At 62.8% G+C, this 14,414-nt stretch carries 13 protein-coding genes and 1 tRNA gene; 9 read left to right on the top strand and 5 right to left on the bottom strand.

Annotated features, from left to right (window positions below; translation table 11 throughout):
- Nucleotides 1-189 precede the first annotated feature (189 nt).
- Together P0D73_RS39775 and P0D73_RS39770 are read right to left on the bottom strand one after the other, a co-directional pair.
- The gene (locus tag P0D73_RS39775) at nt 190-654 is read right to left on the bottom strand and encodes a hypothetical protein (RefSeq protein ID WP_408182225.1); all 465 of its coding nucleotides are present in this window, start codon (nt 652-654) and stop codon (nt 190-192) included.
- A gap of 441 nt (nt 655-1,095) precedes the next feature.
- Nucleotides 1,096-1,944 (bottom strand): FadR/GntR family transcriptional regulator, encoded by an 849-nt coding sequence (locus P0D73_RS39770; RefSeq protein ID WP_132381392.1) that lies wholly within the window; start codon nt 1,942-1,944, stop codon nt 1,096-1,098.
- A gap of 275 nt (nt 1,945-2,219) precedes the next feature.
- Here P0D73_RS39770 and P0D73_RS39765 point away from each other — a divergent pair, with 275 nt between their 5' ends.
- The 9 genes from P0D73_RS39765 (at nt 2,220) to dhaK (ending at nt 11,841) form a co-directional block, all read left to right on the top strand.
- On the top strand, nt 2,220-3,428 hold the full coding sequence (locus tag P0D73_RS39765) for an ABC transporter substrate-binding protein (RefSeq protein ID WP_342960070.1): 1,209 nt from the start codon (nt 2,220-2,222) through the stop codon (nt 3,426-3,428).
- 86 nt (nt 3,429-3,514) lie between these two features.
- A complete protein-coding gene (locus P0D73_RS39760; RefSeq protein ID WP_106314729.1) occupies nt 3,515-4,375 on the top strand; it encodes a branched-chain amino acid ABC transporter permease in 861 nt (286 codons plus the stop codon).
- Complete coding sequence (locus tag P0D73_RS39755) at nt 4,372-5,427, top strand: branched-chain amino acid ABC transporter permease (protein WP_408182227.1); 1,056 nt, start codon at nt 4,372-4,374, stop codon at nt 5,425-5,427. Before P0D73_RS39760 ends, P0D73_RS39755 begins: the two co-directional genes overlap by 4 nt.
- Nucleotides 5,424-6,191: an ABC transporter ATP-binding protein gene (locus P0D73_RS39750; RefSeq protein ID WP_408182229.1), complete on the top strand. Its 768-nt coding sequence runs from the start codon at nt 5,424-5,426 to the stop codon at nt 6,189-6,191. Before P0D73_RS39755 ends, P0D73_RS39750 begins: the two co-directional genes overlap by 4 nt.
- Nucleotides 6,188-6,889 (top strand): ABC transporter ATP-binding protein, encoded by a 702-nt coding sequence (locus P0D73_RS39745; protein ID WP_408182231.1) that lies wholly within the window; start codon nt 6,188-6,190, stop codon nt 6,887-6,889. The genes P0D73_RS39750 and P0D73_RS39745 overlap by 4 nt, the downstream gene beginning before the upstream one ends.
- A gap of 33 nt (nt 6,890-6,922) precedes the next feature.
- Nucleotides 6,923-8,203 carry a Zn-dependent hydrolase gene (locus tag P0D73_RS39740; protein WP_408182232.1) on the top strand — a complete coding sequence of 427 codons (1,281 nt, stop codon included), beginning with the start codon at nt 6,923-6,925 and terminating at the stop codon, nt 8,201-8,203.
- Complete coding sequence (locus P0D73_RS39735) at nt 8,200-9,690, top strand: M81 family metallopeptidase (protein WP_408182233.1); 1,491 nt, start codon at nt 8,200-8,202, stop codon at nt 9,688-9,690. Before P0D73_RS39740 ends, P0D73_RS39735 begins: the two co-directional genes overlap by 4 nt.
- Before the next feature lie 78 nt (nt 9,691-9,768).
- Nucleotides 9,769-9,845: transfer RNA gene (locus tag P0D73_RS39730), tRNA-Val, on the top strand.
- Between the two features lie 292 nt (nt 9,846-10,137).
- The gene (dhaK, locus tag P0D73_RS39725) at nt 10,138-11,841 is read left to right on the top strand and encodes a dihydroxyacetone kinase subunit DhaK (protein ID WP_408182234.1); all 1,704 of its coding nucleotides are present in this window, start codon (nt 10,138-10,140) and stop codon (nt 11,839-11,841) included.
- A 179-nt stretch (nt 11,842-12,020) separates the two neighbouring features.
- Here dhaK and P0D73_RS39720 read toward each other — a convergent pair whose 3' ends face one another.
- From P0D73_RS39720 to mnmH, 3 genes are read right to left on the bottom strand one after another with little or no spacing between them, the layout of a single operon-like run.
- The gene (locus P0D73_RS39720; protein ID WP_258194915.1) at nt 12,021-12,155 is read right to left on the bottom strand and encodes a hypothetical protein; all 135 of its coding nucleotides are present in this window, start codon (nt 12,153-12,155) and stop codon (nt 12,021-12,023) included.
- 3 nt (nt 12,156-12,158) lie between these two features.
- On the bottom strand, nt 12,159-13,214 hold the full coding sequence (locus P0D73_RS39715; RefSeq protein WP_408182236.1) for a permease: 1,056 nt from the start codon (nt 13,212-13,214) through the stop codon (nt 12,159-12,161).
- 24 nt (nt 13,215-13,238) lie between these two features.
- On the bottom strand, nt 13,239-14,306 hold the full coding sequence (gene mnmH / locus P0D73_RS39710) for a tRNA 2-selenouridine(34) synthase MnmH (protein WP_408182238.1): 1,068 nt from the start codon (nt 14,304-14,306) through the stop codon (nt 13,239-13,241).
- Between the last annotated feature and the right edge of the window lie 108 nt (nt 14,307-14,414).

The raw sequence follows: 14,414 nt of genomic DNA, 5'->3' as shown, positions 1-14,414 counted from the left end.
CAAAAACAGGCGAAGAACGAACGGAAACCGCCCTCAATCCCCCATCCGCAGCGCGTTTCGCGTAGCCCGTCAATACATCTACGCCTTCGCGGCTCACCGCGTCGCGCCCAGCCAGTACACTGTGCGCCTCACCAGTCGCATAAACCTCGTCGACGAGGCTTCCCTCGTCGTTTCACATCACGTGATCAATCAAGCCCGCTTACGCGCCGGCGTCTGATACGACATGCCCGCGGTAAACCGATCGAGTCGTTCGCTCGCATCGGTAATCGCCCAAAGGGGCGCGCTGTGCAACTGCCGGTCGTAATTCGTCGCGATTGTCGCAAAAAGCGCGAATCCGGCGTCATCCAGTTTCCAATTGCCGGTTTCACGGCCGATATCGAACACCGCCGATACTGCGCGTTCCGCCGCACCCAGTTGCTCACCGGTCGCCGAGCCGAAACCCGATTCCGCCAGAAAGCCCGTCAACAGCATGATCTGCGTGAGCGTTTGCGCGTCGGTCATGCTGCCCGCGCCGCGGCGCAAGGCGTCGAGTGCCAGATGGACCCGCAGTGCGAGGTCGTCGGCGGTCTGCCGGGCGATCGGCAACAGCATGGCCTTGGCATGCCGGGCACGCGCAGCGCCAGTGTGGCGGGAAAACGGAATAGGTTGTGCCATGAAGGTCCAATGTGTATGCCTGTGCAGATGCAATAACGGCGCGGCTCGCAAAAGATTGAGCCCTCCGTCGTGCATGCCACAGGCGGACCGACTGGAACGCCGACTAGCTGCTGCTTTCGCCACGATTCCCTCTCGCGGGGCCCGGCGCCTGCATCCTCCTAACCTGAGCGCGATGCCTTTCGATCTTCCTTTATGCGAAAGGCATTTCACCCACCCGGATCCCGCGCTACGTGGCGCCGATATCGCGAGCGCGCCAAGCCTTCTGCCCTATGCCGGCCGCATCAAACCATTTGCATCTCTTCGTCAGAGCAGACGGTCTCCGCTCTCCAAGCAAGACGCCCAACCGGCGTCCATAGCGGAATTGCCCTCGGCTTGAAACCCGCAACTCGCAACCCACCCGCAACTCGCAACCCACCCGCAACCCGCATCGAAACCCCCGCTTCACTCCTCATCACCCTCATCCGCAGACGGCGCCACACTTCGCGCCCGCACGCGCCGCCGAATCTCCGAATCCAGGATGAGACGTCCACGCAGCTTCCCCTTCATCCGCTTCACATAGCGTGGCGCCTCGGTCATATGAATCACCATCAACTCACGCACCTTCTCCACATCACGCTCACGCGCTGCCTTCGTAATCGCTTTGTGAATCTTGACGTTGGCCTGACCGAACCGCTCATGCTCAGCTTGCGGCGTGTCGTTACGAAACTCGATGAGTTGACGGATCATTTCATTGATCAACTCGCAACTAAAACGCAGGAACGGATTCGGATTCGCCGCCGCGAGGATGTCGTGGAAATTCACGTCCTCCTGACGTTGCCGCACGATGTCCTGCCCGCCGTGTGACGAAGCCGGTCGGTCGCAACACGCAATGCTCGCGTCGAGCGCCTCGAAGTCCTGCTCCGTCAGATGCGGCACGGCCCCTGCCGCGAGCTCGGGCTCCAGCAGTTTGCGCACGGTATAGATGTCGTCGATCGATACGTCCTTGAAGAACAGATAGTTTTGCAGAAGTTGCAACGTGCGATCGAGCGGCACTTCCACCACCATGCCGCCGCCGCTCGGGCCGGTGGTCACTTTGATGAGACCTTGCACCTCGAGCGATTTCAACGCCTCGCGGATCGTGCTTTTGCTCACCGAAAAGAGCTGCTGCAATTCCACCTCGCGCGGCAGCCGGTCGCCTGGCTTCAGGTCTTTCTCGGTGATGAGCCGCTTGATTTCTTCCGCGACCAGATCGCCGCGTTTTTGCTGTTTGATCTCAATCGCGGCGCCAGCCTTGGCGCGGTCCATGGCCATATTCGATGCTCCCAGTTTGTCCTGCACGATCGTCGACCGATTCGCCGGCGCAGTCGCAGCCCGGCAGGCTGCCTCGATGCCGCCAGGAATTTTGCCTTATTGACACCCGAATTTATTGTACCTACGATCAAGTCCAACCTATTTATCATGATAAATAGAACAAAGCCGATGCGGTGGAAAACTTCACTGCGGCCAGCAAGCTCAAGTAGTCGTTCGCGCAATGCGTGCAGTTTCGTAGTCGGTCAGTGCGTGTCTCTTTCCTAAGGAGCGTCATTTTGAATCGCCGAAATATGTTGAAGCTGGCCGCGTTGTCGGCCGTTCCGGGGACGTTGGGTTCGCTGGTCGCGCGAAGCGCGTTTGCGCAGGCCGGCACCTTGCAGTTCGCCTGTCCGGTGCCGATGTCGGGTCCATTCGCGGCGAACGGCAAATACGCCGATCTCGGCATGAAGCTCGCTATCGAGCAATACGGCAAGGTGCTGGGTCAACCGCTCGCATATACGGTGCTCGACACGGAAGGCAAGCCCGCAACCGCTGTACGCCGTGTGCAGGAAATCGCGCAACAGAAGAATGCGCGCTTCTTTGCCGGCGGTATTCTGTCCTCCGAAGCATTGGCAATGGGCAAGGAAGTCCAGAAAGCTGGCGGCATTTTCATCACGACGGCAGGCGCGGACGAAATCACCGGCAAGGACTGCAACGACGCCACGTTCCGCTGGTCCGTGCCGACCTACGGCGCGATCGAGCAGACCGTGCGTCCACTGATCCAGATGATGCCCAAAGCGAAACGCTGGTACACCATCACGCCGCAATACGTGTTCGGCGACGGTTTGCTCTCGGCAGCCAAGGCGATCTTCAAAGAGAAGGGCATCGAGCATGTGGGCAACAGCTACCACTCGCTCAATGAGAAGGAGTTCAGCGGCTACCTGACGAACGCAGTCGCTGCGAAGCCTGACGTGCTGCTGATTCTGAACTTCGGCTCGCAATCGTCCGATACGTTGCGCCAGGCTGTGAGCTTCGGCATGAAGAACAATTGCACGATTTTGATGGCCTGGGCGTCCGGACTCGAGCAATTCGAATCGCTCGGCGCGGACCTGTGCGAAGGTGTCTATTTCGGCGCACAGTATTGGCACGATATCGATTCGCCGCTCAACCGCGATCTCGTCAAACGTTCGAACGCCGCATTCAAGGCAAACCCCAACTACAGCCTCGCAGGCTCGTATATTTGCACGAAGATCCTGCTCGACGGCATCGTAAAAGCAGGCAACGTCGATCCGAAGAAAGTGGTCGCCGCCCTCGAAGGCATGAAATACGACGGTTTGACAGGCCCGGAAGAAGTCCGCAAAGGCGACCATCAGGTGCTGAAGAACTATTATCTGTTGAAGGGCAAGGCGAAGAACAAGATGAAAAACGCCGACGACTACGCGGATATCGTGAGCTCAGGTCAATCGTTCCTGCCGCTCGACAAAACCGGCTGCAAGATGGCCTGACGCCTCCGTGCCGCATGCGAGCGCGGCGCGCATATCGCAGCATCGTACCGCGGTTTTCCCTTCGCACCACCCTTTAGACGGACGCCATGAACGTTTATCTCCTGCAGATCGTCAACGGTATCGGAGTGGGGATGCTGTATTTCCTGCTCGCGGTCGGTTTGTCGATCGTGTTCGGCCTGTTGCGCTTCGTGAATTTCGCGCACGGTGCGTTCTATCTGCTCGGCGCGTACTTCTGCTATCAGGCGATGCAGTGGTCGATGAGCTTCTGGACCGCGCTCGTGGTCGTGCCGATCGTGGTGGGCGCGCTTGCGTGGGTCGTCGAGAAACTGATTCTGCGGCACGTCTATGCGCAGCAGCATGAGTTTCATATTCTCGTGACCGTGGGTCTCGCGCTCGTCGTGCAGGAATGCGCGATCCTGATCTGGGGACCGCTCGGCGATAACGTGGCCGTGCCCGACGTGCTGAACGGCGTGGTGATCTGGGGCAGCTTCGTCTATCCGAAGTACCGTCTCTTCGTGATCGGCTTCACGGCGGTATTGGCCGCGCTTTTGTGGTGGGTGCTGGAAGGCACGCGGCTCGGCAGCGCGGTGCGCGCGGGCAGCGAATCGACTGAGATGGTCTCGCTGCTCGGCATCAACGTGCTGCGCGTTTTCAGCCTCGTATTCGCGCTCGGCGCCGCGACGGCCGCGTTGGCGGGCGTGCTCGCCGCGCCGATTCGCGGCGTCGATCCGTTCATGGGTATCGAAGCGCTCAGCGTCGCGTTCGTCGTGGTGGTGGTCGGCGGCATGGGTAATTTTCTTGGCGCGCTGGTCGGCGGATTGCTGGTGGGGATCGTGCAAAGCGTGATGAGCACGTTGTGGCCGGAAGGCGCGCGATTGATGATCTATGTCGCGATGGCCGCTGTCCTGTTGCTGCGACCGAACGGTTTGCTCGGGAGGGCGGCATGATCGATACGTCGAAACCTATCGTGCAGAGCGCTTCTTCCGCAAGGGCTCAATCGGGCCTGAAGCATTCATTGCATCGCTATCGCTTCCTGCTGCTGGCATTGCTGGTCGTGTGCGTGTTGCCGCTGACGCTGCGCTCCGGATCGCTGGCTACTGAAGTGCTCGTGTTCGCACTCGCCGCTCTCGGCTGCAATTTGCTGCTTGGGCACACAGGCTTGCTTTCGTTTGGACAGGGCATTTTCTTCGGGCTCGGCAGCTATTGCGCGGGACTGGTCCTCACCAAAACGGGATTGCCGGTGTCGGTGGCGTTGCTTGCATCGGTAGTGACCGGCGCGGCGGCCGCGGCGTTGGTCGGCTGGTTTTCGATTCGCCAGCGCGGCACCTACTTCGTCATGCTGACGCTTGCGTTCGGCCAACTGTTCTACTTCCTCGCCTACACCACGCCCGATCTGACCGGCGGCGACAACGGCTTGCTCGACATCCCGCGCCCGGCGCTCGGACTATTCGGCAAAACGATCGTGCCGTTGACCTCGCCGTGGCAGTACTACGGTTTCGTCGCCGTGTTGTTCCTCGTGGTGTTCTGGCTGTTGATGCGCGTATCGCACTCTGTATTCGGCCGCACGTTGCTCGCGATTCGCGACAATGAAGCGCGCGCCGCTGCGGTTGGCTACGACGTCAAACGCTTCAAGCTGATGGCGTTCGTGATCTCCGGCGCGGTCACGGGTCTGGCGGGCGCGCTGCACGCGCTGATGACCGGCATCGCGCCGCTCTCCAACATCGACTATCACACGAGCGAGATGATTCTCGTGATGACCGTGATCGGCGGCACAGGCAATCTGTTTGCCTCCGTATTGGGTGCCGCCTTCTACGTGCTGTTCGCCGACTGGCTTTCCACATTGTGGCCGCGCTGGCTGTTGCTGCTCGGCATCGTGCTGATTGCCGTCAGCCTGTTCATGCAGCGCGGTCTGTGGGGATTGGGCGAACGCATCTGGCAATCGCTACGCCGCAAATCATCCGCCGACGAAGGCAACGACGCAGGCAAGGAGCGCGTATGAGCGAAGCTATTCTGCGAGCGAGTGGCGTTGTGAAGCGCTACGGCAAATTCACGGCGCTCTCCGATGTCACTTTGAACATCATGCCGCGCACGGTGCATTCTGTGATCGGTCCGAACGGCGCGGGCAAAACCACGCTCTTTCACGTGTTGACCGGCACGCTGCCGATCACCGAAGGCAAGATCGTTTTCGACGGCCACGACGTCACGCACGAGCCGGACCATAAACGCGTACGGCGCGGCGTCGCGCGTTCGTTTCAGGTGACGAGCCTGTTCGCCAATTTGAGTGTGCGAGAAAATCTACGGCTCGCCGCGCAAGGTGTCGACGCGGTGCGTGCGTTGAATGCGTGGACGCCGCCGCACGGCGCGCTTACGCATGCGGACATCGTCGACAGCGTGCTTGAGCGGCTCGCGTTGCAGAGGTTCAGCGAGGTGTCGGCGGGCGCGCTGTCGCACGGTCAGCAGCGACGGCTTGAAGTCGGCATGGCGCTCGCCGCGCGCCCCAAGGCGATCTTTCTCGACGAGCCGACCTCGGGCATGGGCATCGACGACCTCGACGACATGAAGCAGTTGATTCGCGGCCTGCGCGACGACTACACGGTCGTACTGATCGAACACAACATGGGCATCGTGATGGACATCTCCGACATGATCACCGTCATGCAGCAAGGGCGAGTGCTGGTGGAAGGCCGTCCCGACGACATTCGCGGCGACGAGCGCGTACGCAGCGCCTATCTCGGCAACATGATCACCGGAGGCCGCGCATGATTCTCGACGTGCAGCAGATTCACGGCTTCTACGGCAAGAGCCACATCCTGCAGGGCGTGTCCTTGCAGATCAACGATGGTGAAACGGTCACGCTACTGGGCCGCAACGGCGCAGGCAAATCGACCACGCTGAAAGCGATCGCCGGTGTCGTCGCGCCGCAGCGCGGCACGGTCACGTTCAACGATGCCAAGATCAGCGGCCTGCCGCCGCACAAGATCGCGTCGCGAGGCGTCTGCTTTGTGCCCGAGCATCGCGGTATCTTTCGTCTGCTCACGGTCGAAGAAAACTTGCGGCTCGGCGCTCGCAAAGATTCGCCGTGGCAACTCGACGACATCTACCGAATTTTTCCGCGCTTAAAGGAACGGCGTACGAATGGGGGCGCGCAGCTCTCCGGCGGCGAACAGCAGATGCTCGCCATTGGCCGCGCGCTGATGAATCACCCGCGTTTGCTGATGCTCGACGAACCCGTCGAAGGCCTCGCGCCGGTGATTGTCGAAGAAATCGTCGTGCAACTCAAGCTGATTCGCGAGGCGGGCGTGGCGATTCTGCTGGTCGAGCAGAACCTCGAAGTCTGCACGCAACTCGCGGATCGGCACTACATCATCGAACAAGGCGTGATCGTCTATGCAGGCGACAACGCGTCGTTTGCCGCGGACGACTCGATCAAGGACCGTTATCTCGGCGTCGGCGTGGTCTGACGCGCACTCAGTCTTCAACACGAGGAAGCATCGATGCAAGTTCATGAATCAACAACCGTCGCGACGTTCGCCGATCTGCGAGTCGACGGCGCGCGGCTCTGGGACAGTCTCATGCAACTCGCGCGGATCGGCGCCACCGCGAAAGGCGGTGTGTGCCGGCTCGCACTCACGGAGTTGGACCGTCAGGCGCGCGACCTCTTTATCGCGTGGGCGAAGGAGATCGGCTGCAGCGTGCGGATCGACGCCATCGGCAATATCTTCGCGCGCCGCGCGGGTTTGCGTGACGATTTGCCGCCCGTGATGACCGGTAGCCACATCGACACGCAGCCTACAGGCGGCAAGTTCGACGGCAATTACGGCGTGCTCGCGGGACTCGAAGTGCTGCGCACGCTCACCGACGCCAACGTGCAGACGCTCGCGCCTCTGGAAGTCGCCGTGTGGACCAACGAGGAGGGCTCGCGTTTCGTGCCGGTGATGATGGGCTCCGGCGTGTTCGCCGGCGCATTCACCCTGGAGCATGCGCTCGAACAACACGATCGAGAAGGCATCACGGTGCGTGACGCACTGTCCCGGATCGGATATGCCGGCGAAGTCACAAAACCACATGCGGTAGGCGCCTATTTCGAAGCGCACATCGAACAAGGCCCCGTCCTGGAAGCACACGATAAAACAATCGGCGTGGTGCAAGGCGCGCTCGGCCAACGCTGGTACGACGTGACGGTACACGGCATGGAAGCGCACGCCGGCCCGACGCCGATGGAACTGCGCCGCGACGCGCTGCTGGTCGCCGCCGATCTGATTCACGCCGTCAATCGCATCGCGCTCGATCACGCGCCTCACGGCCGCGGCACGGTTGGCTGGCTCGACGTGCATCCGAATTCACGCAATGTGATTCCAGGCCGCGTGACGCTCACCGTCGATCTGCGCGCCGCCGACGATGCCTCGCTCACAGCAATGGACAGCGCGTTGCGCGCCGCATGCTCGGTGGCAGGCGGGAAAAGCGGCATCACGGTGGACGTCGAACAGGTGGTGTATTTCCCGCCGCAACCGTTCGCCGCGGACCTGGTCGGTGCCGTGAAGCAGGGCGCGGACACGCTCGGCTTTTCATCGATGGATGTGATCAGCGGCGCCGGCCACGACGCTGTCTATCTTGCTAGAGTCGCGCCCGCGGCGATGATCTTCGTGCCGTGCAAAGACGGCATCAGCCACAACGAAATCGAAGACGCACGCGCGGATCATCTCGAAGCCGGTTGCAACGTGCTGTTGCAGGCCATGCTGAGCGCCGCGCAGAAAGCGGGGAGCGCAGACGCATGAAGATCCTCATCGCGCGAATGAATCACGAGACCAATACGTTTTCGCCGGTGGCCACGCCGTTGGCGGCATTCGGCCGTAACGGTCCGACCTATGGCAAAGACGCGTTCAACGACAACAAAGGCATGCAGACGGCGATGGCCGCGTTCATCGACGCAGCCGAGCGTGAGCATGCCGACATCGTAACGCCTGTGTCGGCGTCGGCGAATCCGAGCGGGCCGGTCGAGGCCGCCGCTTACGATGCAATCTGCGAAGCGATCGTGTCGGCCGCGACAGGTTGTGACGCCGTCATGCTCGATCTGCACGGCGCGATGGTCGCCGAGAATTCCAACGATGGTGAAGGCGACTTGCTCGAACGCGTGCGCGCGTTGCTGCCGGATGCGCCGATCGCCGTCGCACTCGATCTGCATGGCAACGTCACGCAAAAGATGATCGACAACGCGGACGTGATCGTCAGTTTCAAGACCTATCCGCACGTCGATATGTATGAAACCGGCGCGCACGCGGCGCGTCTGATGTTCGATCTGATCCACGGCAAGGCGAAGCCCGTGATCGCATGGCGCCAGCCGCCGCTGCTCACGCATACGCTGCGCAGCGCGACTGCCGAAGGCGCGATGAAGCGCGCTGTGGATGCCGCGCGCGCCGCCGAGGCCGACGGCATGCTCGCGGTGTCGGTGCTGTCGGGCTTCTCGCTCGCTGATATCGAGGCACCGTGCATCAGCGTCGTGGTGGTTGGCAATGGCGATCGTACTCACGCCGAAGCGGTAGCGGAGCGCATCGCGCGGCAGATCTGGAACGAGCGCGAAGATTTCGTGTATCGCAGCGCGCCGCTCGCTGAATCCGTCGCACAAGCCGCCGTGCTCGCGGTGGACGCCGACAAGCCCGTGCTGCTGCTCGATCACGGCGACAACTGCATGTCGGGCGGCACATGCGACACGATGGATCTGCTCGAAGAAGCCTTGAAGCAGAAGCTCGACGGCATCGTGAGCGGGCCGTTGTGCGATCCGCAAGCGGTCGCGGCGTTGATGTCGGCCGGCGTCGACAGTACGGTGACGGTGACCATCGGCAACAAGGTCGCGAGCGATGCGCTCAAGCCACGTCCGCCGCTTGCCGTGACCGGCGTGGTGCGCGCGCTGACCGACGGCGAGTACGTGATCAGCGGCCCGACGTACACCGGACAGCGCGCCTTCATGGGACGCGCCGCGGTCCTCGACACAGGCACCGTCAAGCTCGTGATGACCGAGCGCACGCACGAACCGTGGGACCTCGGTGTGTTCGAGAGCGTCGGCATCGATCCGCGTCGCGCGCGTTTCCTGTTGCTCAAATCGCGCATGTACTGCCGGCCGGTGTTCGTGCCGATCGCCGCAGCGCTGGTGGAGTGCGACAGCCGCGGCGTGACGAGTTCGGACTATGGCCTGTTCGCTTTCAAGCGCGTGAAGCGGCCGGTTTTTCCGCTCGATACGCAGACCGAGTGGGCATCCACGAACTGAGTGCAACGCGCTAGTCGACAGAAGTGCCGTTAGGGGCTTGTGCTGAGCGTGCGGGTTCTCTATAATTCGCGCCTCTAAAGGCTCGTAGCTCAGTTGGTTAGAGCACCACCTTGACATGGTGGGGGTCGTTGGTTCGAATCCAATCGAGCCTACCAACGCATCCGTGACGTAGACGAAAGCGGCTTCGCTTTCGTCTACTGTCAGGTTCTCGCATCACCTCGGCGCACAGTTCGTTGTGCCGCTGTCCTGTCAGTTTCTCCCCTCTCCATAGCCTTGAACTCGACGCAGCGTCACTCGTGCGCCGCGAATGCCTTGTGCGTTCAACGTTGCCGTATCACGTCGTCTTTCGCCAATGCGCGGTACAGTTAAGCCTTCCTGTTTCGCCACTGAATAAACTGCCGTCAGCGCGGGACGAAAGCGCCGGCAGCTTAAAAGGAAGCTGACGCAATGAAGAAGCTCATCAACGAGGTCTCCGCGGTCGTCCCGGACATGCTCGACGGACTCGCGGCGCTCAACCCCAATCTCTGCCTGTTGCAAGGCAGCACGATCGTCGTGCGCGCGGATGCCGAGGCCGCAGCGGCGCGCGGCGAAGTCGCGCTGATCTCGGGCGGCGGTTCGGGCCACGAGCCCGCCCACGGCGGTTATGTGGGCTCCGGCATGCTGAGCGCAGCGGTCGCGGGTGAAGTCTTCACGTCGCCGTCCACCGACGCCGTACTCGACGCGATCCGCGCGGTGGCCGGTAAGGCAGGCGCCTTGCTGATCGTGAAGAACTACACGGGCGACCGCTTCAACTTCGGCCTCGCGGCCGAGATCGCGCGCGCCGAAGGCATCGCCACGGAAATGGTGATCGTCGCCGACGACGTCGCGCTGACGGCAAGCGGTGATCACGCGGGCCGTCGCGGGCTCGCGGGGACCGTACTGGTTCACAAGATTGCAGGCGCGGCTGCCACGGCGGGCCGCCCACTGGCGGAAGTCGCGCAGATCGCGCGCGACGTGGCGGCTTCGCTCGGCACGATGGGCGTCGCGCTCACCGCGTGCACGGTGCCGGCTGCGGGCAAGCCGGGCTTCGAGCTGGCGGACGGCGAGATCGAATGGGGTCTCGGCATTCACGGCGAACCGGGTGTGGAGCGCGGTGCGATGGAGCCTGCCGCCGCGATCGTCGACAAGCTGCTGGCGAAGATCGTCGGCGATCTGTCGTTGCAGGCCGGTGAGCGGGTGGCGTTGCTGGTGAACAATTTAGGCGGCACGCCGTCGAGCGAATTGAGCATTGTGGCCGGTTCCGCGCTGCGTTATCTGGCGGGCCGCGGCATCAAGGTGGAACGCGGCTGGGCCGGCACGTTCCTGAGCGCGCTGGAAATGGCGGGCATCTCGCTGACGCTGCTGCGCGTGGACGACCAACGGCTCCGCTGGCTCGACGCCGCCGCGCATACGAGTGCGTGGCCCGCGCTGAGCGGCCGCATCGCGCAGGTTTCCGTGCGGCCCGCGCCTGCCGAACCGGAGCGCGCAAGCGGTGCGACGCTGTCGCGTGAAGCGACGTTGCGCCGCGTGATCGAAGCCGTTTGCGCGTGCCTGCTGAAAGCGGAGCCGACGTTGACGGACATGGATCAGCGCGTCGGCGACGGCGATCTCGGCATCAGTCTTTCGCGTGGCGCGCGCGCGGTACTTCACGAGCTCGATGGCTATCCGGCTGAGACAATACCAGGCGCCGTATTGCGCGGCATGTCGGCGACGCTGCGGCGCGTGGTCGGCGGCACGTCGGGCCCGCTTTACGCGGTGATGCTGGTGCGCACGGCGGTCGCGCTCGAACGGTCAGGCGGATCGACGCCGAAGGAATGGGCGGCGGCGTTCAGCGCGGGTGTCGACGGTTTGATGGAACTGGGCGGTGCGCGTCCGGGCGATCGCACGATGGTCGATGCATTGAAGCCGGCCGCCGACGCGTTGCAATCCGCTCTCGCGCGCCAGGAGGCATTGGATGCCGCGCTGAAAGCGGCCGTCGACGCGGCAACCGAAGGTGCCTCGCAAACGGCGTCGATGCATCCACGGCGCGGGCGCTCGAGTTATGTCGGCGATCGCGCGCTAGGTCACGTGGATCCGGGTGCGCATGCGGTGGCGTTGTGGCTCGCTGCGATTTGCGAGGCGTTGAAGACGTAAGCGAACTCGCGCAAACGCTCGATTGCGCGAAACAAAAAACGGCTAACAGCAGAGCAGAGCTCTCATGCTGTTAGCCGTGCGATCCGAGCGCCGACGCTCATGTCTCTACAAATAAGACGCGCCGTCGAAATACGCTTCGCGTAAGCGATCCACGCTCACGCTTTCGCATCAGCGCGCGATCATGGACGAAGCAGATCAAACCCAGCCAGCGCAACAACCCCGCTCACTACGATCAGCGCCACCGAATGCTGTCCAAAGTAAAGCAGGCCGGCAGCCGACCAGCACGTCAAAGCAAATGCGGCAATACGTTTCATGCTTTAAAACCCCAACGCGACAGTCAGCAACCCGCTGATCACACCACACACCACGACGGCCAACGCCACGACCGTCAGCACACGCCGCGGAAACGAGCGTCCGAGCATGGCCATCGACGGGACGCTGATCAGCGGCAGCGTCATCAGCAACGCGCCAGCCGGGCCGGCCGCCATGCCGAACGAGAGCATGGCCTGGATGATCGGCACTTCGCCCGCTGTCGGAATCACGAACAGCGTGCCGGCGACGGACAGCGCGACGATCCACAGCAGGCTGTTGTCGATATCCGGTCCGACATGCGGAAACAGCCACGTGCGCGCCGCGCCGAGAATCAGCACGAGCACGATGTATTCGGGAATGAGCCGCAGCGTCATCGTGCCGAGGATTTTCACCCAGCGTGCAAAGGCAGTGCCGGGCACATCGCTGGTGACCAGTTGCGCCATCGCTTCGCGCGACGCTTCGGCTTCCTTCGGCGTAACCATCCGGTTCACCAGATAGCCGAGGCCGAACACCATCACGATGCCCAAGGCGAGGCGCAGGCCCATCCACTGCCAGCCGAGCACGAAGCCCATGAAGATCAGCGTGGCGGGATTCAACGCGGTATTGCCGAGCCAGAACGCGATCGCCGCGCCGGGCGCCGCCTGACGCGCCCGCAAGCCCGCCACGACCGGCGCCGCGCAGCACGTGCACATCATGCCCGGCAACGACAGCAGGCCACCCTTCACGACGCTGCTGAAATCGGTGCGGCCGAGCGCCCGCGCGACCCATTGCGGCGGAATCAGCGCTTGCACCGCCGAACCGAGCAGCAGCCCGAGCACCATCGCTTGCCAGATCGCTTTGCCGTAGGCGAGGGCGTAGTCGATGGCAGCCTGCCACGACGCCGCCGGCGCGCTCGCCGACGTGCCCATCAGGATGGATTTGCCGATGGAGTGCTGGCTCGCGGCCACGAACGCGCGGTTGTAGTACGGGAACCACTTCACATAGAAGAGGCCGACCACAGCGATCAGCAGAAAGACGATCCAGCCAAGAGCGACTCGTGGTTGTCGAAGGGTTGATTGCATGGCGGTCTTGAACGTTGGTTTTAATCAGATGACAGCGAGCGCGCTGCTGTCGAGCTGTACGAGCAGTGCTTTTGCCTGGTCGACGACATCGGCGTCGTTGGGGCGGAAATTCCATTGCAATGCGCGCGGCAACTGGACGAAATGCTGGTGGCTGCTGCGCGCATACGCCGGATCGTAGTGACGCCCGATCAACTCGTGCGCGAGCTCGGCACGGCGGTTGTCGTCGACGAGCTTTTGCCAGCCCGTGACACGTTCCCGGCTATGCAAACCGATCATCCGTTGCAGTTGCCCCTTCAGCGCATCGGGATCGTCGAACAGATGGGCGTAGTCGTGCAGCAGGAATGCCGCGCGATCTTCGCGGCTCGAGATCACCTCGACGCAGCGGCCCTGATGAAACGTCTCGAGCAGCGCGAGCGGCAGCGCGACGGAGCCGATGCGCCGGCTCTCCGCTTCAACGAACACCGGCCGTGCCGGATCGAACGTGCGCAACGCGCTCACGAGCAGCGTATCGAAGCGCTTCTGCGACGGCTGCGCCACGCCGGCCCAGGCGCCGAGCAGCGAGCCGCGATGCGCGGCCAACGCTTCGAGATCCAGCGTCTGCGCGCCCGCGGCGTGCAGGGCCGCGAGCAGGCGCGTCTTGCCGCTGCCGGTCGGGCCCACCAGCGCGATGTACGAGAACGTCTTCGGCAAGGTGGCGAGCGTGTCGAGCGTGGCCCGTCGATAGGTTTTGTAGCCGCCATCGAGTTGGCGCGCCTGCCAGCCGATCATATTGAACAGCGTGGTCACCGAACCCGAGCGTTTGCCGCCGCGCCAGCAATAGATCAGCGGCCGCCAGTTGCGCGGCCGGTCGGCGAAAGTCGTTTCCAGATGGTGCGCGATATTGCGCGCGACCAGCGCCGCACCGATCCGGGTGGCTTCGAACGGCGATACCTGCTTGTACGTCGTGCCGACCAGCACGCGCTCTTCATTGCTCAACACGGGCGCGTTAAGCGCGCCCGGAATATGGTCTTCCGCAAATTCGAGAGGCGTGCGCACATCGATGATTTCATCGAAATCACCTGCTTTTTCGAGGCTGACGAGTAGGTTTTTCAAGGAGTTAGGGACAAAACGGGCCGGCGGGAAGGGTGAAATTATCGCACGCGCCGTGAATAGCGGCCGGCGGGGCACTCAGCGCTGTTTCCCGGCCGCGCGCCCCGCATC

Origin of the sequence: Paraburkholderia sp. RL18-101-BIB-B, assembly GCF_046026985.1 — a bacterium.
GTDB lineage: Bacteria > Pseudomonadota > Gammaproteobacteria > Burkholderiales > Burkholderiaceae > Paraburkholderia.
This window is presented reverse-complemented; position numbering and strand designations above follow the sequence as displayed.